Raw genomic sequence first — 20,040 nt, 5'->3', positions numbered from 1 at the left:
CACCAAGAGATTCTGAGACTATCCTTATTGGAACAAAAACTCTTCCAGGAGGAAGGAGAAGTGGTGGTGAATCCATAATAAATTGAGAATAGATTTATGAATTTTTCTGTTTTTAACATCAATTACATAATTTAGACTTTTTACTAAATTTTATCAGTAAAATTAACAAATATTGTTTTTGTTATATTATATCCATAACTTTTTAAAATTTTTATTAAATGGTCCATATCCAAAAATTTTTATATTATCTTGGGAGAAAGATTTCTCAATTTTAAGTGATCCAAATAAAAATAAAATTATGATCATAAAAAATATTATTTTTCTCATATTTTTAATTTTATCAGAAATTAAGTTTAATAAATAAAGGTGCTTATTGTTAAAATTTCTTTATTTATATTTCATTCAAATTAAAGCATAATACCATATTAAATACTTTTCAATTTATATCGTTAACTCCATATTCATATGGAAGAAGTACTTTATAAAGCAAACCTCTAACAGGTATAGCCTTTATAAAATTTAAATATTTATTATAAATACAAAGTTCACTATACACTTCTTGCATTTGCTCTATATTAGATGAAGGATAGATATCTCCTCTATATCGAATAAAACATAAATATTCATCTCTTTCTGATACAGAACCTAATCGTGATTGGCTTTCTTCTATATATTTAATCATCCCATAAGGAGAAACTTCTGTCCCTAATATTATTGCCTCTCTTAATTCATTTTTCCAAATAATGTGACCTATAGAGGGTCTTTCATCCATGAAAGATACATCATTTTGAAATTCTCTAATATCTTTTCCATTAAAAAGCAAGTTCTTGAAATTATAAGAATCTATTTTTATTGTTAATAAATCATCTTTTTCATATGGATGAGAAGAAAGTATTGGTTTTATATTTGAGAGATCAATAATTGCAAAATAACTGTAGAAATCTTTAAATAAAAAATCGGGATCATACATTGTATAATTTTCAGTTACAGGAAAAGAAAAATAACCATGAGATTTTAATTTTTTTTCTTTAATATTAAAAGTATAAATTTCTGCTTGAACTTCATTTTGCTGTTTCTTTTCATTCCATCCAAATTTCCATTTATCCTTTGATTGAATTAAAAAAATAAAATCAGAATGATTTTTAGCAAATATTGGCTCAATTGCATCATCAGCAATTTTTGTAAATTCTTCTCCATTAAACTTTGAAATATAAGAAGAATTTCTTGAAGAGAAAACAAGATAAGAACCATCAGGAGATAGAGAAATAGTTTTAATAAAATACCCTTCATTTAACTTATAGTATTTATTATTTTTAAAATCATAACAAAATACATCTCCATCTTCAATGTAATAGATAACATGTTTTAAAAAACTTTCTTTTTTCTCATTAATTTTAAAGAAATAGTTATTTTGAATTAAAGATGGATAAATTTCAACAAAAAGTTCATCAATAATTTTATTTGAATCTTTCTCTTTGAGTTTAAATCCAATTTTATTTCTAACATTTGGAATAAAATTAAAAAATAAAGATATTCTAATTTTTTTAATTTCATTTATTTCACATAAAAACCACTCAAATTCTTGGCTATTTTTTTCTTGAACCAAATAAAGAGACGATGGTTTAGAATTTATAACTTCAATATATGATGAATATCTTCCATAAGGAGAAGATGGTTTAACCCAAGCAAAAGTAAGATTTTTACTTTTTTTAAAATTATAAGGCTCTGATATCTCAAAGTTTGTTATAGAAAAAGACAAACTGCCACTTTTCCATTCTTTATCGTTTCCAGGTATTTTACCAACTATTGCTTTATTAACATCTTCATAACAAAATTCATAAGTTAAAGTATAATCGCCTTTTTCATAAAGAACTATAGTAGGATTTTTTTCTATATCTAATGTAGAAATTGTGTTGTCTGGGTAAGTGAGTTTAATATTTCTTAAAGGCAATTTTGGATTTATTGTTATTCTCTTACCTGGTGTTGGAATTGTGTTTAATAATACTTCTTTATTTTCAGGTAGAGAAATTATTTTCATTTCCTTCTTATTGCATGAGAATAAAGATAAAATAATAAATACACTTAGAAGAATGATATTACATTTTTTTCTCAATTTTCACCTCCATAATCTTTAGATTCATTTAATTTAGTTTTGTTTCATATCTAATCTTCTTTTATACTATTTCTTTGTATATTGAAACCTATAAATTTAAAAGGTTTCAATTAAATTATTTTATTTTTCAAAAGGGTTTATAAACTCTTCTCTTTTTTTGGCAACAATTACATAAATTGAGAGTTCTTTCCCTGAGAAACTTTTTTCATAAAATGTTTTTTTAAATCCAATTTTTTCAAGAATCCCGATTGTCTCATTTATATCTGCTTTATGAAGTAGTTTTATTTTAAACTCTTCAAGAAGTTTCATTTCTTTATCAAAAAGAAGATAGAGTTTTCCATCATTTTTTAAAAATTTATATGTTAAAGAGAGATCTTCAAAAATATCTTTTTTTCTTAAATCAGGTGATACCCATATTATTGCATCAAGAATCTCTTTTTTTATTTTATAAAAAGCCTTTTTTGTTATTGGAAAAAGAGTTTTATTAAAACCAAATTCCTTTACCTTTAAATTAAAATCTTTTATTAAATTTGTTAAAACTAAAATTTTTCCATCTTCTATCTCTTCTGATATATCAAAAAGAGGAACATAATCAGAAGGATCTATTATTAATAATTTTGAATCCCTTTTAAATTTTTCATTTTTTAAAAAAAGATTTTCAATTGTTTCGTGGCTGAATAATTTCCAGTTCATATTAAATAATTATTGCAATTCCTATATCCATAACGTTGTTTCCTGTTGGACCTAAAATTATTAAATCGTTTAATTGTTTAAAAAAGTTGTATGAGTCATTGTTTTCCAAAAATTTTTTATAATCTAAATTTAGGCTCTTTGCTCTATTTAAAGTCTCACCATCAACTATTGCGCCTGAAGCAGGAGAATTTCCATCAATTCCATCTGTTCCAAATGATAAAAATAAAATATTTTTATTTTGAATATATTTAGACATTAAAAGAGCAATTTCTTGATTTCTACCACCTACTCCATTTCCCTTTACAATAACAGTTGTTTCACCACCATAAAGCAATACACATGGTTTAGGAACATCTATTTTATTTTCATAAATATCAATGATTATTCCACCTATAACTTTGCTAACATCTTTTACATCACCATTAATTCTTGAACCAAGATAAAAAGTATTATATCCTTTATCTTTAAAGAAATTAATTAAAATTTTACAAGCATCATAATTCGATGATATTATAAAATTTTTAACTCGTTTCTTTGGAAATTCATTTTCTTTTAGAGTTTCAGAAATTTCACCCTTTATCCCCTTATTAATGATTTCAATAACACTTTTAGGAACTTTATCAATTAAATCATAATTTTTTAAATTATTTAATGCATCTAAAAATGTTGAATTATCAAAATATGTAACTCCTGATGATATAACGCTTAAATCATCTCCTATAACATCTGAAATAATTAGAGAATAAACTTTTCCTTTTAAATATTTTAATAATTTACCACCTTTTATTTCAGAAATATGTTTTCTTATTGTATTAATTTCATCAATTGAAAGACCATGTTTTAACATTAATGATGTTAATTCTTTTAAATCGCTTAATGGAATCAAAGGATACTCAACAAGTGATGAGCCACCTCCTGATATTAAAATAATTGTCAAATCATTTTCTTTAATTTCATTTGAAAGTTCAATTAATTTTTTTCCTGCATAAAAACTTCCATTCCCAGGAGTTGGATGCTCGCCTTTAATATATTCAATATTATTTGGAAAATCAAAATAATCTATGTTACTTATAACTAAACCTTTATAAAAACTTATTTTTAAAAGAGCGCCTTTTGCCATTTTAACTCCAGCTTTTCCAAAAGAAATAAGAAATATTTTATCAAATTTATTTAAATCAATTTCATCTTCACCTATTTTTAATTTATTACCTTCTTTTATTAAAAATTCTTGAACCCTTTTTTCAGGATCAATTTTTTTTAGAAGATAATCTATTGAATCAAAAACATCTTTTCTTAATTTTTTAAAAATTTCAGATTCAATCATTAATAAAATTTTATCAGAGAATAAAAAGAACTATTAAGTTAAAAATGATAGAAAAATAGTAAATATTGTTATTAAAATTAATATAAGAAAGAAAATGGATATTGTTTTTAAAGTTAATTTTGTTCTTTCTAAATCATCCTTTTTTAATAATTTATAAAATATATATGAAAAAATAGCACCATATATTGCAATTAAAATTCCAGTAATTAAATTTACTATTTTCCATCTTTCAAAACTTTCAAATGTCTTCTGAATTCTAACCCCAATAAATGGATTAGGTTTTGTAAATGGAAGAATAAGACCAATTATAATGAGAGATATACAAACAATAATAAAGATATAATTAATTGTTTTCTTTAAAATTAAAGGCTTCTCACCTTCTTCTTTTTTTAATTTTTTTGCATAAGAGTGTGCATATATTACTGAAATTATTGATATAACTATTAAAACTAATAAATTAATGTAAATAAGGGGTAAAAGGAAGTTTTTGAGTTTAAAAGCCATAAATAAAATAGTAACAAAAAGCATTATAACACCAGAAATTGTTAATAATTTTCCCGCAAATTTATTTGCTTTATACCATACTCTTTCATCTGAAAGTGTATCTGTAGTTCTTAAACCAAGAAAATAGTTTGGTGATGCAAAATATGTTGCTATGCCTCCAAAAATCATAATAAAATTTAAAATAAATAGAGATATAAACTCTTCCATATTTACCTCCTCAGTTATAATTATAAATTAATTTTGTGATAGAATAAAAATTGAATAAATATGAAAAAATTATTAATATTAATTATTCTAATTCTATTTTTAATTGGATGTAGTAAAAAAGTAGAAGAAAAGTATGAAAAAATTGTTCTTAAAAGTTCTATCTTAAAAGAGAATGAATTGATTCCTGAAAAATATACATGTGATGGAGAAGATATCTCTCCTCCACTTGAATGGGAAAATATACCAGAAAAAACCGCCTCTTTTTGTATAATAATGGATGACCCAGATGCACCAGGTGGAGTTTTTACTCATTGGATTATTTTTAACATACCAAAAAACTATAGATCTTTACCAGAAAACTTTCCAAAATTACCAGAATTTGAGAATGGTATAAAACAAGGTAAAAATGATTTTAATGAAATTGGCTACAATGGTCCATGTCCACCAAAAGGTTCAAAGCATCGTTATAGATTTACAATCTATGCTTTAAATAAAGTTTTAGATATAAAAAGTGGAGTTGAAAGAAGGGAAATTTTAAAAGAAATAAATAATCATATTTTAGGAATAGGAGAGTTAATAACTTTATATTCTCATTAAAAGAGGTGAAATATGTGTGATACTTTTGTTGCATTGGGAAATAGAACTTTAGGTGGTAAACCTATTTTTGGTAAAAATTCAGATAGAGATCCAAATGAACCTCAAATTTTTGTTTTTATGGATAATAGAGGGGTCTTAAGAGAAAAGGTAAAAACAACTTATATTGAAATTGAACCATATGAGGTAAAATATAGAATATTTCTTTCTAAACCAGTTTGGCTTTGGGGTGGAGAGATGGGAATAAATGAATGTGGTGTTGCAATCGGAAATGAAGCAGTTTTTACAAAAATAAAATATAAAGATTTAGGTCTAACTGGAATGGATATGATAAGAATTGCACTTGAAACTTCATCTACATCTTTTGAGGCAGTTAAAAAGATTATAGAACTAAATGAAAAATATGGACAAGGCGGAAATTGCGGTTATGAAAAGAAAATTAAATATCACAACTCATTTTTAATTTCTGATTCAAATGAAGCATATGTTCTTGAAATTGTTGATAAATATTTTGCTTATAAAAAAGTAAAAGAAGTTTATAATATTAGCAATAAACTTTCAATTAAAAATGATTATGATGAAATTCATAAAGATTTAAATAAAAATATAAGTTTTGAAAAATATTTTTCAAACAAAATCTATACTTATTTTAGTGGAAGTATTATAAGAGAAAAAAGAGGAAGAGAACTACTTGAAAAATTTGAAAAACACTCTCTTGATTCATTTATAAAAATTTTATCTGATAAAGGTGTGAATAAGTTTGCTTCAATGAGAAACATATCTATGAATGCAGGTGGAGGATTAGTTTCAAGCCAAACTACATCTTCTATGATTGTTGAATATGGAAAAAGAAACATAATTTGGTTTACAATGAGCCCATGTCCAGAAATTTCTCTTTTTAAACCAACATTTTTTGTAGAAAAAAGTCCTCTTGATTTTAAATTTGAAAAAGAATTAATTAAAATATGGAAATTTAATAATCTATTCTTTAGAAAATATATAGAAAATTATGAAGAAAATGAGAAAAAGATAAAACCACTTAAAGAAAAATATCAAAATAAAATTTTTGAACTTATTCATAAAAAATCTTTAGAGAGCCTTTCTGATGAAGAATTAAATAAAATAACTCTTGAGAGTTTTGAAATAGAGAAAGAATATAGAGAAATGGGATTTAAACTTATGGAAGACACAAAAAAGAAAAATTACTTTTATTTTACAAATTATTGGAATAAAGAGAATATAAAACTTTTAAAAGAAGAGAAAGATCAAGAGTTAATTGATTTATACAAAAAATTACTCTTTTAATCTTTTTTTAAGCTCGTCAATTATTTTTACTGGAAGTGGATCAACTTCTTTTAAATATGCAAGTTTAATAGAAATATAATCTCCAAGAGGAATTAAAGAATATAAATTAAATAGAGGTTTTTCACCAAATGATATAAATTCTAAAACTTGCCAACCTCTGTTTTTCAAAAGTTCAATTGAAATATCAATTCTTTTTTTCATTTGAGGTGAGTCAAATTTATCTCTTAAGATAATAAAAATTAAACTATCTTTTAACTCTTTACATTCCCAAAAAACAGATTCATTGTGATTAAGTTCTGGAAAAGAGAGATTATAAGCAATATATTTTGAGTTTTCATTTATTTCCTGTTTCCACCTAAGTGCAACTGGAGTTAAAGAGTTAGATGAGTAAATTATAGGAATTCTATTTTTAATTAAATTTAATAATTTATCACCTTCATTATCATTCTCTTTGAATTTTTCATATAAAGAATGAATTTTTTCAAAAAATTCATCTTCTCCTAAATCTTCTTCTACAAAAAGTTTGAGAATAAAGTAAATTGGATAAAAAAGGTAAGGAAAAGCCATTCTTGGAGGGTATGAGGATGGAATTTTGTATGTTAAATATTTTTTGTTTGAAATTTCAAAAAGTTCTCCATTTGAGGTTATTGAAATAATTTTTGCCCCTCTTTTCTCACCTTCATAAAAATTTGAAAGAGTCTCTTCTGTGTCTCCAGAATAAGAGATAAGAAATAAAAGAGTTTTATCTGATACAAATCTTGGGAGATTATAATCTTTATTTATGACAATTGGATAATTTAAAAAATCTCTGAATAAATAAAAGATAAAATCTCCTGTAAATCCAGAACCACCCATTCCAGATATGACAATATTTTGAATGTCTTTTAAAATATTAAAATCAATTTTTTTCTCAAGAGTTAATTCTTTTGACAATTTAAAATCAATTGGAAATTTAAAAAATAGATCAAACATAAATTTCACCTCACAACTTTATTTATAAAATTTAAAACCTCTTTATTTAAAAATTCAAAAAGGTTATTATCTAAAGTTTCAAAATAAACTCTTATCATGTCTTCTGTTCCAGAAATCCTAAATAAAATATATGAAAATTCACTTTCTAAATTAATAAGAAGTCCATCTCGTCTATCTATATTTTTAATTTTTAAATCAAAAATTGTGTTTTCATTAAAGTTTTCAATATAATTTTTGACCTTTTCTCTTTCTTCACTTTTAAATCTTAGATCAATTCTTTTTGTATAAAATCTACCAAATTTTTTATATAAATCATCAATGAGATCTTTTGGAGATACTCTCTCTTTTTCACAAATTTGTAAGATAAGTAAATCTGCTAAAATACCATCTTTCTCAGGAAGCCATCCTTTAATTGATAAACCACCGCTCTCTTCTCCCCCAATATAAATTTTTCCATCTCTTATAAGCATTCCTATAAATTTAAACCCAACAGGAGTTTCGAAAACTTCAATATTGTAATATTTTGCTATTTTATCAATTAATCTTGTTGTTGAAATTGTTCTACCAATACCCTCTTTTTTATCTTTTCCAAGATAAAAAGCAAGAATTGATAAAACTTCATTTGGAGTAATAAAAGTTCCATCTTTTGAAATTACTCCAAATCTATCAGCATCACCATCAAGAGCAAGTCCTAAAAAAGCATTTTTTTCTAAAACTTCATTTTTTAGATCTAAAAGAAACTCTTCATAAGGTACAGGTTCTAAACCACCAAAAAGAGGATCAAAACTAAAGTGAATTTTAAAAACTTTATCAGGATATTTTTCGAAAATTTTATTAAAATATTTTATTCCTGTTCCAAACATAGGATCAAGAACAATTTTATTTTTTAAATCAAGTTCATAAGGAAAAATTTTTAATAAATCATTTATATAATCATTAAACGGGTCAATAATTTCAATTAAACCCCTTTTAACAAAATAATTAAAATCTTCTTTTACCTCTTCATCACTCTCTTTGTTTAAATAATCCTCAATTTTTTTTGTAACTTCAGGTTCTGCAGGACCTCCCCATGAAGGAGAAAATTTAATACCTGAATAATAATATGGATTATGAGATGCTGTAATATTAACTCCACCAGATGCTTTATATTTTAAAATTGTATAAGAAATTACTGGAGTTGGAGCCTCTTCTTTTAAAAAAAGAACATTTATTCCTGCGTCTGAAAAAATTTTAGATACCTCTTTTGCAAACTCTTTTGATAAAAATCTTGTATCATAACCTATAACAACTTTATCACCTATATTTTCATTAATTAAATAGTCTCTAATCCCTCTTGAAACTTTTCTTACATTTCCAAAAGTGAAGTCCTCTGCAATAATGCCTCTCCATCCAGATGTACCAAATTTTATTCTAAAATCCATTTTTCAATCTCCTCTTTTTCTTCTTCAATTTTTTTAGCCTCTTTTTCTTTTGAAGTAAATGATGAATAGATATGGATAACGGGTCTATCACTATCTGGAAGAATAAAAACAAAACCATCATCATAAAGTAGTTTTACTCCTTCTATTGTATTAGGATCAAAAATTTTTGTTTCAGACAACTTTCTCATAACTTTTCCTTTTTTATCAAATGGACAACTTATTTCAATATGAGTTGGATCTAATGAAGGAGTATCTTTTTTTATTTTTGAAAGAGATAAGCCGCTTTTTGAAACAAGTTCTACAAGTTTTCCAATTGCAAACATCCCATCAAAATATGGAACTTCTTTAACAAAAATAAATCCTCCAATAAGATCTGCACCAAAATCTGAATTTAATGAATCTCTTATTATATTTCTTGAAATTGTAGAAGTAAAATTTATTTTAACTCCATTCTCTTTTAAAAATTGAATTAGTTCATAAGATGCATAAATAGGAATAGATACTGATAAAGAACGATTTTCACTAAGAAGAAGTTTTATAAAGCAAGCAGCAAGACGAGTATTTGATAAAATTTCACCACTATCATCTACAACAAAAATCTTTTCTCCATTTGCATCTATTAAAACACCAAAATTGTTTTTAATTGACTTAACCATCATAGAAAGTGTGTTGAGAGCCTCTTTAAACTCCTGAAAACTTCTAACTGATTTTTTACCATCCATAAAGGCATTTAATGAAAATATCTCTATATCAAAATCACCTAATATATTAGGAAGATACATAACAGTTGAACCAAATGAGTAATCAATTGTAAATTTCAAATTCGCACTTTTTATTGTTTTTAAATCAAAACTTTTAGTGAAGAAATTTTTATAACTTTCAAGAATTCTTGTTGGAATATCAATTGTTCCTATATCTTCAATATTTGCTCTATAAAACTCTTCTCTAAAGAAAATTCTCTCTATATTTTGTTCGCTTGATACTGATAAATCAAAACCTTCTTTATCAAAAAATTTAATATTTGTTAAATGAGGATCAAAAGGAGATCTCTTAACATGAACTCCTCCTGAACCACCAATAGTTCTAATAGCAAATCTTAAAATTGGAACAGGCACTGCTCTTAAATCTTGAACATCAACTCCTGTGGAAATTAGTCCTGCAATCATAGCTCTTTTAAGCATTCTTGAAGATTTATCAACATCTCTACCTGTGAAAACAACAGCACCTTTTCCCAGAATTGTTCCATATGCACATCCAAGTTTTGCTGCAAACTCAGGAGTAACTTCAACATTGTTTGCACCAATTATTCCATGTGAACCAAAAATAGATGTAGTCCACGCTTTTCCCCATACTAAACTATGAGTAACTATTGAATTATCCTCTACAAATTTTGATGGCCAGATGTAAACTCCCTTTTTAATAGTTACATTTTTTCCTATTTCGCATTCATCAGAAATTATATTATCTCCCTCAAGAATAGTTCCATCTTTTATAATAACTTTTTTACAAATTATTGAATCAGAAATTTTTACTCCCTTTTTAATAACACTACCACCCCAAATAATTGAATTACTTATCTCAACTTTATCTTCAATAATTACATCATCTCCCATAAATGTGTTAAAAATTCTTGCATCAGATATTTTTACATTTTTTCCTAAAACAACAGTACCAAGCAAATTTTTTAAGTTTTTAATTTCACAACCATCTTCATGCCAAATATCTGAGCCAATCCTTAAAACCCTTTCACCTTCAATTTCAATATCAACCATTCCTTTAATTATCTCTTCATGAGCAATTTTATACTCTCTAACATTTCCTATATCTTTCCAATAACCATTTGCAATAAAACCATATAGAGGAAGATTCTTTTTAAGAATTAAAGGAAAAAGGTTCTTTGAGAAATCAAACTCCTTTTTTTCAGGAACAAATTCAAAAATCTCAGGTGATAAAACATAAATTCCAGTATTTATTGTATCTGAAAAAACTTCTCCCCAAGAAGGTTTCTCAAGAAATCTAACAATTTTTCCATCTTCATCTGTTATAACAATTCCATATTGAAGAGGATTTACTGCTCTTGTTAATGTGATAGTAGCAATTGCTTTCTTTTCAAAATGAGAAGAAATAATTTCAGTTAAATTAAAATCAGTTAAAATATCTCCTGAAATTACAAGAAAATCTTCTGTGAGAAAGTTTTTTGCAAGATTTACCGCCCCACATGTTCCAAGATCTTCATCTGAAATTATATAGTTAATTTTAACACCAAACTCTTTACCATCTTTAAAATATTCTTTAATTATTTCTGGTTGGTGATAAAGAATTATTATCAAATCTTTTATATTATGTTTTTTTAAAAGTTTAATAATATGAGACAAAATTGGTTTATTTGCAATAGGAACCATTGGTTTTGGAATATTAATTGTTAATGGCCTTAATCTTGTACCAAAACCACCTGCTAATATAACACCTTTCATACTCATTTATTTCTCTGCCCTCCAATTTTCAATTTAACATATAAAAAAATTTAAATCAATTATAAAATTATTTTTTCATTAAATATTCATATAATTTTATGTATTCTTCAGTTGAACTTTCCCATGAAAAATCAGAATTCATTCCTATTTTGATTACTTTTAGAAATTTTTCTTTTATTTCGAATAACTTCAATGATCTTTTAATTGCATCAAAAAATTCATATGGTTCATAATCATAAAAGACAAATCCATTTCCACAGCCTATATTTTTGTTATATTCTATAACTGTATCTCTTAATCCACCAGTGCTTCTTACAATTGGGATAGTTCCATATCTCAATGAAATCATTTGTGATAACCCACATGGTTCAAATTTTGAAGGCATAATGAAAAAATCACTTGCTGCATAAAGAATGTGGGATAAGGGCTCATCAAATTTATTTATAAATATGAATTTATCTTTATATTTTAAATTTAACTCTTTTAAAGAATTTTCCAAATTTTTATCTCCTACTCCTAAAACAATTAAATTTAAATTGAGTCTCATTAACTCATCGAAAATATTAATGAGAAGATCAATTCCTTTTTGATCAGTTATTCTTGTTATCATTGAATATAAGGGATTATTAATGTCAAAACTTAGATTTAGATCTTTATAAAGATTTAATTTGTTAATTTTTTTATTTTCTATTGTTTCAAAATTATAATTTGCATATAAAAATTTATCTGTTTTAGGATTCCAATAATCATAATCTATTCCATTTAATATACCAAAGAGAAAATCTCTTCTTGTTTTCAAAACTCCATCTAATCCGAAACCAAACTCTTTTTTTTGAATCTCTTTTGAATATGTTGGAGAAACTGTTGTTATTAAGTCAGAAAAGATAATACCACCTTTAAGCGTATTAACTTTTCCATAAAACTCTAAAAAATCAATTGAAAAAAGGTATTGTGGTAATCCAAGATCAAAGAGGGAATCCTTTTCAAAAATTCCTTGATAAGCAAGATTGTGGATTGTTAAAATAGTTTTAAAATTATATTGAAATATTTTATTATAAATTTGAAGAAAAGATGTCTGCCAATCATGAGTATGAATTATATCTGGTTTAATTATATCTTTTATTAATTTAAGAGATGCAAGTGAAAATAGGCCAAATCTTAAATGATTATCTTTATAATCTATATTATTTTCATTATATATACCATCTCTTAAGAAAAAGTGATCATTTTCAATTAAAAATGTATCAAAAAGAAAATTTTCTTTATCTTTATAAATTTTAAAATTAAATTTTTTATCATTTATTTCAATTTCAATCTCTTTTATATATTCAATAGAAAGTTTTTTATCCTTTATTAATTTATAAAAAGGAAGAATTAGTGAAATATGAATGCCACTCTTTTTTAAATATTTAGGAAGAGAACCAGCAACATCACCAAGACCTCCTGTTTTTACATATGGAACCGCTTCTGAGACAACAAAAACAATCTTCATAAGATCCTCCTTTTTAGATTTCTAACTCTCTTAAAAATTTTGCGCAATCTTCAGGTTTTGTTGGATTAATATAAAAACCTGTTCCCCACTCAAAGCCAGCAACTTTAGTAAGTCTTGGCATTATTTCAATATGCCAATGATAGTGTGGTAAATTATATTGATCAAGAGGGGATGTGTGAATGATTAAATTATATGGTGGATCATTTAACAAATTTTTAAGTCTTAACAAACTTCTTTTCAAAACTATGCTTAAACTTACAACATCAGCCTTTGAAACTTCAATGAAATCTGATGAATGTTTTTTTGGAAGAATCCACAACTCAAATGGAAATCTTGCTGCAAATGGAACAATAGATATAAATTCATGATTTTCTTCAACTAATCTTTCTCTATCCTCTAACTCTTGCTGAACCATATCACAAAAAACACATCTATCTTTAAAGTTAAAATACTCTTTTGCACCATTTAATTCTTGTTGAACTCTTATTGGAACAATTGGAAGAGCAATTATTTGAGAGTGAGGATGTTCTAAAGATGCTCCTGCTTGAGCACCCTTATTTTTAAAAATTAAAATATATTTAAATCTTTTATCCTTTTTAAGATCTAAAACCCTATCTCTCCATGCCCAAATAATTTCTTGTATTTGTGTTTCAGGCATAAAAGCTATCTCTTCAAAATGGTTTGGCGTTTCAATAACAACCTCATGTGCACCAATTCCATTCATCATATCATACATTCCAACTCCTCTTTTATCAAGTTCTCCTTCAATTCTTAGTGCTGGAAATTTATTAGGAACAACTCTAACCCACCATCCAGGACCATTTTTATTTGTATTAGGTTTTCTATAACTTAAAATTTCTGGTGGAGTTAAACTTTCGTTTCCCTCTTCAAATGGACACTTTGAAAGGTCTTTATTTTTTTCTTCACTTTCAATTTTATAATCATTAGGTCTTAAACTTCTCTCAGTTGCAATTATTACCCATCTTCCTATAACTGGATCTTTTCTAAGTTCTGGCATACTTCATACCTCCTCAAAATCAATTGAATTAAAAACAAAATCGTCCTTATTTATTTTGTTAATGTCAATTGTTTTTTCAAAAATTCCTTTAAATTTTTCAAAATGTTCATTAAATCTCTTAATTGCATACTCTTTTGCAGTAGAAGTTGTAACAAGAAATGGGAAATCAGAACTTTCTAACAAAAATTTTTCTTTTAAAATTGCCTTTTTTAGTGATTTGTCATTTATTGAATAAAATTTTTTGAAGAATATTTCTTCAGCCTCATGTATTTTCTCCCACATCCACATTGTTTCAGAATTATACCATGTATAGTGAAACCCTCCTAACCCCCAAGAACTTTCGATAAATTTACCACTTTTAATTGGGATACTTTTTTCTATATCTTTTGAAAGAGATGTCTCATATACTTTTGATTTTGATGATGACCTTAAAAACTCTTTTAAAAATTTAACTCCTTCATACCACCAATGGCCAAAAAGTTCAGTATCAAAAGCAGCAACAATTAAACCATTTAAACCATAATTTTGATTAAAATCAATAAAAATTTTTTCAATTCGATCTTTGAAATTCTCTACATGTATCTTTACTTTTTCTTGTGCTTTTTCTAAGTCATAGATATCCTTTTGACCAAGTGATATCGATTTATCAGTTATTCTCCAATATTGAAAACCGGAATTTTCGCTCTTTTTATGAAATTCTCTATAGTCACCATCACCAGGATATCCATAATCTCTAGACCAAACGATTTCACTTGTTTCTGGATTTCTTAAAAGAACAAAGATATTTTGATCAATTTCATATAAAAAAAGAGTTGAAAATTTATTTTTGCTTTGAATCTTAATGAACCCTCTTCCATATTTAAAAATATCATTACTTTCTTCAATTAAAGAGTGGTAGTTTAAAATGAAATATTTAATATTGTTTTCTTTTAATATTTTTTCTACTCCACTTTTATATCCACACTCTGGTAGCCAAAAAATTTCTGGATTATCATTTATATAAGTTTTATAAACTTTTATTCCATTTTTAATCTGTAATTTTCTAGAATCATCATATTTTAAAAGCGGAAGATATGAATGGGTAATTGAAGATGTACCAATTTCTAAAATTCCCTCTTTTTTAAATTGATTAAATGCTTCTACTAAATCATAATTTATATTTTTAAAAATTTCCCTTTTTTCGTTTATTTCATTTAAATAGTAATCAATTAATTTGAGTATTTTTCTTTCACTTTTATATTTTGAATAATCTTCTTTTCCTCTTTTTTCCTTTATATCTAAATACTCTATAAATTTCTCTTTAAAATAGTCACTTTTAAGTTGATCCATTAGAACAGGTGTTATTCCAATATTTATTTTAAAAGTAATATTTTCTCTTTTTAGTTCATAAAGTGATTTTAAAATTGGTAAATAACATGATTCTGCTATTTCAAAAAGCCATTCTTCTCCAAATGGCCATCTTCCTTTTCCTAATGAGTAAGGAAGATGTGAATGTAGATAAATTAATAATTTATTTTTCACTTTACTTCACTCACCTCCATACTTATATAATTTATATCATTGTTTAATTTATATAAAAAGTATATTGTTGACCCTTGATAAATTTTTTCAATTCCACTTTCAGAATTTGAAACTGTAAAAATTTTTTCAATTTTTAATTCTTGAAAACTTTCACTTTTAAATTTTAACTTAAAATCTGTAAAATCAATTATTATTCCATCATTTTCTAATTCAAATTTATCTTCTAAAAAATGTAAATTTAGTTCTAAGACAAGGAGATTACTTAACTTTTCACATTTTAAAATATAATTTAAAATTGAATCTAAAAAATGATATTCAATTGAGATCTTATTGTCAAAAAGTTTTATTTTATTTTTTTCAATTTCATAATTAAGAATATTTTCATACGGTTTAGAATTTTCTAAATCCTTCTCTTTTTCTATAAAATGAATTAAGAAATTTTCTTTAAAATAGGTGTCAAACTTAAGATAATTTAGAGCGTCTTTATCTTTCAAAGTAAAAATATCATGAATAGTTTTTATTTTATTTTCATCTTTTAAATAGTCTATATCTTTAAATAATTTTTCATGATAACTTTCTCTATATCTTGTAATAACATTTGATATGTTTTTATTAAAATAATCAAATTCCATAACCTTGCCTGAGATTCTATGTATAAAAAGTTTATATTTTCTACTTAAATAAATGATTTCATCAAATCCATCCTTATCATAATCTAAAATTTTAATCTCATTTTTAACTTTACTTTTCGCTTCGCCTTCCAAAATCTCTTTAAAAATACTTTCTCTTAAATGAGGTAAGTATAATCCTCCAAAAATACCATGCCAATATGCGTCATTGCATTGACTCTTTAATAGATGTTTATAAATTGAAAAATCATCTTTATCTATTATTTCTCTCATAAAAAGCATTCTTTTATGAATTTTATTTGATTCATGATATTTTTTTAAAAAATTTCTAAAAAATCCATCTGACCATTCCTCCATTTCTTCATATGAAGATATGTTTAAGTAGACTCTTCCTTTTGGTTTAAACCTTTGAGTTGCCTCATTAAATAAAATTGTTTTAATATTATCATTTTCGTTTAAAAAATGAAAAAACTTGTCTAAATATCCATCTTTAAAAACATATTCATAAGTTCCTGGCCAAAGTCCAAATTTTTCACCATCATCTCCGTATACAAAAATTAAATTATCCTCTTTAAAAGAGTTAAAATAAGTGGAGAGTTCGTTTATATCCCTAAATGGAATTAAATATCTTAATTTTTTAAGAATTGGGAAAACTTTAGTTATAAAGCCCTCGTTTTCTGTTATATAATACCCAAATAGATCACTTTCAATTAAAAATGACTTTTTAAATGCATTATCATCTAAAAGAGTATATTCAATATCACATTTACTTATATATTTTGGAATATCAGGCTCCCAAACCCTTTCTGTTAGCCACATTCCTTTGGGAGTAAAATTAAATTTATTTATTAAATATCTATTCATAAGTTTTATTTGATTTATCTTATCTTCTTCTGGAATAAGAGGTAAAATTGCCTCATAAAAAGTTCCACTAAAAAGTTCTATTCTATTTTCTTTTAATAACTCTTTTATTAAATCTTCATAATCTTTTATATTCTCTTCTTCCATAAACTCAAAAAGATTTCCAGAAGTATGAAGAGAAATTTTTATATTTTTATATTTTAAAACCTTCTCAAGAAAAGGGATATATGACTTATAAAATGCATTTAATATCACATCTTTAAAGTTTCCAATTGGTTGATGGTTATGAATTAGTATTAATAGATATTTCATTAATTATACCTCCCAATTTTTAAAAAACTCTTCTGGATTTAAATTTATTTCAAAAATTCCATATTCTGGAGATTTGCTAACTATTTTTCCATCTATTTTCAAAATTATGAAAAAATTAATTATGTTTTTTTCTTTAAAAATTTCATTTTTTAATGGAATAGAAGTTTCAAGTAAATCATAAAAATTTGCTTTTATTCCAATTAATTGAGTTTTTATATCTAAATTATAATTCCTTTTTAAAAAAGTTATCTCAGAAATCATTTTATTTCCTTCAAAGTTTAAAATAAGTTCAAAATTTTTAAAATTTTTATTTATTTTAATTGCTAAATAAAGATTATCTTTATCAAATCCACCTCTTATGAATTCAATTATCCTTTCGTTAAAATAAATACTTGATAATTTTTCCTCTCTTTCATAATAAAATCCATCTATCCACTCAAAGAAGTTATTAATTTTACCATCAATATTAGGAGTGATATAATTTTTAACTGCCATAATAACTTTTGAATTATTATTTTTAATTATTGATTTGTAATAATAATCTCTTTTAATATTTGAAAAATAGTAAAATGATTCAATGTGTCTTCTATATAATAAATCAAAATCCTTTTTAACATCATCTCCATATGATTTTCCATACCACCAGTTCCAATCTGAACCTTCAATTATATATAAAATCTTTTTTAAAAAATTTTTTTTATCGTTTTCTAATTTTTCATAATCTTTTCTAACTTGATTTAAGTATTCCCAAGATAAATTATCCTCTTCTTCTCCAATCCAAGTTTTAAAATCACCATTTATCCAAGACCCAGATTCTATATAATTTAATTCAATTGAATCATTATCATTAATAATTTCAGATAACTTTAAAATTTCTAAATCTTTTTGCTTTTTTAGTTGTGAATAGAGTAAATTTAGAAAATCTATACCATTATTTTTATAATATTCCCAAGGATTTTCTCCATCTAAGATTACAAATACATATTTATCTTCATCTGATAAGGTTTTAATTTTTTCTAATTTATCTATGAAATCTTTTACAGAATCCTCTTCATTCATTTGAGAATAAACGAATCCAATAGAATCGGACAAAATTTTATCTCTAAATAAAACAAATATTTTTTTATTATCTTTTTTTAAAAAATATTTTTTATAAATGTTCTTTCTATCTCTATTTTTCATTGTTTTAAAAAGAATATCCTCATCAGTAAGAAAATAATTAAAACTGTTCTTTATAAAAATTTCAATAACTTCATTTGAAACAGCGCCTTCAGGTGGCCATAATCCTTTAGGTTCAATATTAAAATTTTTGAAAAAAATTTCTTTACCAAGTTTTATTTGTCCATCTAAATCCTCTGGATATGAGAATCTTTCAGGCAAAATTGATTCTCCACATCTTTTTGCAATTTCAGTATCAATTATCAATGGTGAGATAGGATGAGCATAAGGCGACATTGTTAATTCTATTAAATTACTTTTTAATAAATCTCTATAAAGTGGTAAAACTTTTTTAATAATAGAATTTTCTTTATTAATTAAATAAAAAATGTCATCAAATGTGTAATTTTTCTCTTTTTCTTCAAGGCTCTTTATTTTTTCATCTTTTTCAATTTCGATTATCAAAGACAAATTGAAGTAGAAAATTAAATCAATAAGATCTCTATCATTTAGATCTTCATATTTTTTATTAATTATCTCTTTTAACCTTGGATAATTTTTTATAAAATTGTTAGATATATATTTTTTAGTCTTTTCAAAAATCAAAATATCTCTATTTTCCTTTAAGTAATCTAAACCATTTTCAATAAGTAGTGTAAAAAAATCTTTTATATTACCACTTTCGTATTCATTTATTTGATCCAATAAAACTGGTGTAAAATTGAAGTTCATTTTTATATTATTCTTTTCAATCATTTTAGCCATCATATAATAATTTTTAACAAGATGAATTCTTGTATAAGGAAGTAAATAAAAATTATTTAAAAAATCTTTATAATGTGGTTGATGAAAATGCCATAAAAACGAAAGAAATACTTTATTCACTTTTTACTACTATTTTCCTTCTTATATGAGATATCTCTTCTCCATATTGATCTTTTAATACAAATAGAATTTCGTATGTTCCCTCATTTTCAAAAGATATAGCATAATTTAACATATTTTTATTTAAAATTACACTTAATGAATCATTAACATAAATTTCAACAGTTTCTCCTTTCTCATTTATAAGTTCTATTGTTAAATTTATTAAGGTAAATGGTTTAACTGAGCCACTTGGAAATATATAGACATTAAAATCACAAGAATAAGCATCATCATACTCTTTTGGTTCTTCACCTTTTAAAAATTTTCTTATCTCAATTCTATCTTTTGGAGTACATGGTGTTGGTAATTTATTAGAATCAATACATACTGCTACATCTACATATTCACTTCTATGAATTGGACATTCAAATTTTGGTTCATAACCACTAATAAAAATTTCTGTTTTAATATTTGTACAATATGGAGAGGGTAAAAGACCAGAATCTGCACAAACTTTTGAATAAATTACTTTTTCTGGTCTTTCCCAATCAGTTGGTTTTTTTATTTTTATTAAT

The 20,040-nt window shown here is 24.7% G+C and carries 15 protein-coding genes; 2 read left to right on the top strand and 13 right to left on the bottom strand.

The genetic code is table 11. The annotated features are described in order from the left end of the window. Positions 1-436: 436 nt before the first annotated feature. The 4 genes from QMD25_07005 to QMD25_06990 all read right to left on the bottom strand — a co-directional run bounded on the left by QMD25_07005 (position 437) and on the right by QMD25_06990 (position 4,841). Positions 437-2,113, bottom strand: coding sequence for a hypothetical protein (locus tag QMD25_07005; GenBank protein MDI6861731.1), 1,677 nt, complete (start codon positions 2,111-2,113; stop codon positions 437-439). Positions 2,114-2,233: 120 nt separating this feature from the next. After that, positions 2,234-2,806 (bottom strand): hypothetical protein, encoded by a 573-nt coding sequence (locus tag QMD25_07000; GenBank protein MDI6861730.1) that lies wholly within the window; start codon positions 2,804-2,806, stop codon positions 2,234-2,236. Position 2,807: 1 nt separating this feature from the next. After that, positions 2,808-4,130: a glycerate kinase gene (locus tag QMD25_06995; GenBank protein MDI6861729.1), complete on the bottom strand. Its 1,323-nt coding sequence runs from the start codon at positions 4,128-4,130 to the stop codon at positions 2,808-2,810. Positions 4,131-4,163: 33 nt separating this feature from the next. Further along, the gene (locus tag QMD25_06990) at positions 4,164-4,841 is read right to left on the bottom strand and encodes an SdpI family protein (protein MDI6861728.1); all 678 of its coding nucleotides are present in this window, start codon (positions 4,839-4,841) and stop codon (positions 4,164-4,166) included. 60 nt (positions 4,842-4,901) lie between these two features. Between QMD25_06990 and QMD25_06985 the strand changes: the two genes are divergently transcribed. Next, positions 4,902-5,438, top strand: a complete 537-nt coding sequence (locus QMD25_06985; GenBank protein MDI6861727.1) for a YbhB/YbcL family Raf kinase inhibitor-like protein — start codon at positions 4,902-4,904, stop codon at positions 5,436-5,438. 12 nt (positions 5,439-5,450) lie between these two features. Continuing rightward, entirely contained in the window at positions 5,451-6,740 is a 1,290-nt protein-coding gene (locus QMD25_06980; protein ID MDI6861726.1) for a carcinine hydrolase/isopenicillin-N N-acyltransferase family protein, read from the top strand. Here QMD25_06980 and QMD25_06975 read toward each other — a convergent pair. From QMD25_06975 to QMD25_06935, 9 genes are all read right to left on the bottom strand, one after another. Next, on the bottom strand, positions 6,729-7,712 hold the full coding sequence (locus QMD25_06975; protein MDI6861725.1) for a bifunctional phosphoglucose/phosphomannose isomerase: 984 nt from the start codon (positions 7,710-7,712) through the stop codon (positions 6,729-6,731). The two genes, QMD25_06980 and QMD25_06975, sit on opposite strands and share 12 nt — an antisense overlap. A gap of 5 nt (positions 7,713-7,717) precedes the next feature. Continuing rightward, the gene (locus tag QMD25_06970; protein ID MDI6861724.1) at positions 7,718-9,133 is read right to left on the bottom strand and encodes a phosphoglucomutase/phosphomannomutase family protein; all 1,416 of its coding nucleotides are present in this window, start codon (positions 9,131-9,133) and stop codon (positions 7,718-7,720) included. Then, entirely contained in the window at positions 9,118-11,613 is a 2,496-nt protein-coding gene (locus tag QMD25_06965; GenBank protein MDI6861723.1) for a sugar phosphate nucleotidyltransferase, read from the bottom strand. Before QMD25_06965 ends, QMD25_06970 begins: the two co-directional genes overlap by 16 nt. Before the next feature lie 61 nt (positions 11,614-11,674). Next, a complete protein-coding gene (glgA, locus tag QMD25_06960) occupies positions 11,675-13,099 on the bottom strand; it encodes a glycogen synthase GlgA (GenBank protein ID MDI6861722.1) in 1,425 nt (474 codons plus the stop codon). A 13-nt stretch (positions 13,100-13,112) separates the two neighbouring features. Continuing rightward, positions 13,113-14,117: a galactose-1-phosphate uridylyltransferase gene (gene galT, locus QMD25_06955; GenBank protein ID MDI6861721.1), complete on the bottom strand. Its 1,005-nt coding sequence runs from the start codon at positions 14,115-14,117 to the stop codon at positions 13,113-13,115. 3 nt (positions 14,118-14,120) lie between these two features. Then, positions 14,121-15,638: a DUF1957 domain-containing protein gene (locus tag QMD25_06950; protein MDI6861720.1), complete on the bottom strand. Its 1,518-nt coding sequence runs from the start codon at positions 15,636-15,638 to the stop codon at positions 14,121-14,123. After that, positions 15,635-17,440 carry a DUF1925 domain-containing protein gene (locus QMD25_06945; protein ID MDI6861719.1) on the bottom strand — a complete coding sequence of 602 codons (1,806 nt, stop codon included), beginning with the start codon at positions 17,438-17,440 and terminating at the stop codon, positions 15,635-15,637. The genes QMD25_06950 and QMD25_06945 overlap by 4 nt, the downstream gene beginning before the upstream one ends. A 3-nt stretch (positions 17,441-17,443) precedes the next feature. Further along, positions 17,444-19,483: a glycoside hydrolase family 57 protein gene (locus QMD25_06940; protein ID MDI6861718.1), complete on the bottom strand. Its 2,040-nt coding sequence runs from the start codon at positions 19,481-19,483 to the stop codon at positions 17,444-17,446. Beyond that, positions 19,476-20,040: hypothetical protein (locus tag QMD25_06935; protein MDI6861717.1), on the bottom strand; the 565-nt coding region annotated here is incomplete at its 5' end. The genes QMD25_06940 and QMD25_06935, both read right to left, overlap by 8 nt.

It is taken from the genome of Caldisericia bacterium, assembly GCA_030018355.1.
Classification (GTDB): domain Bacteria; phylum Caldisericota; class Caldisericia; order B22-G15; family B22-G15; genus JAAYUH01.
Note: the sequence above shows the minus strand (reverse complement) of the source record. Positions and strands in the feature narration are given on the sequence as shown.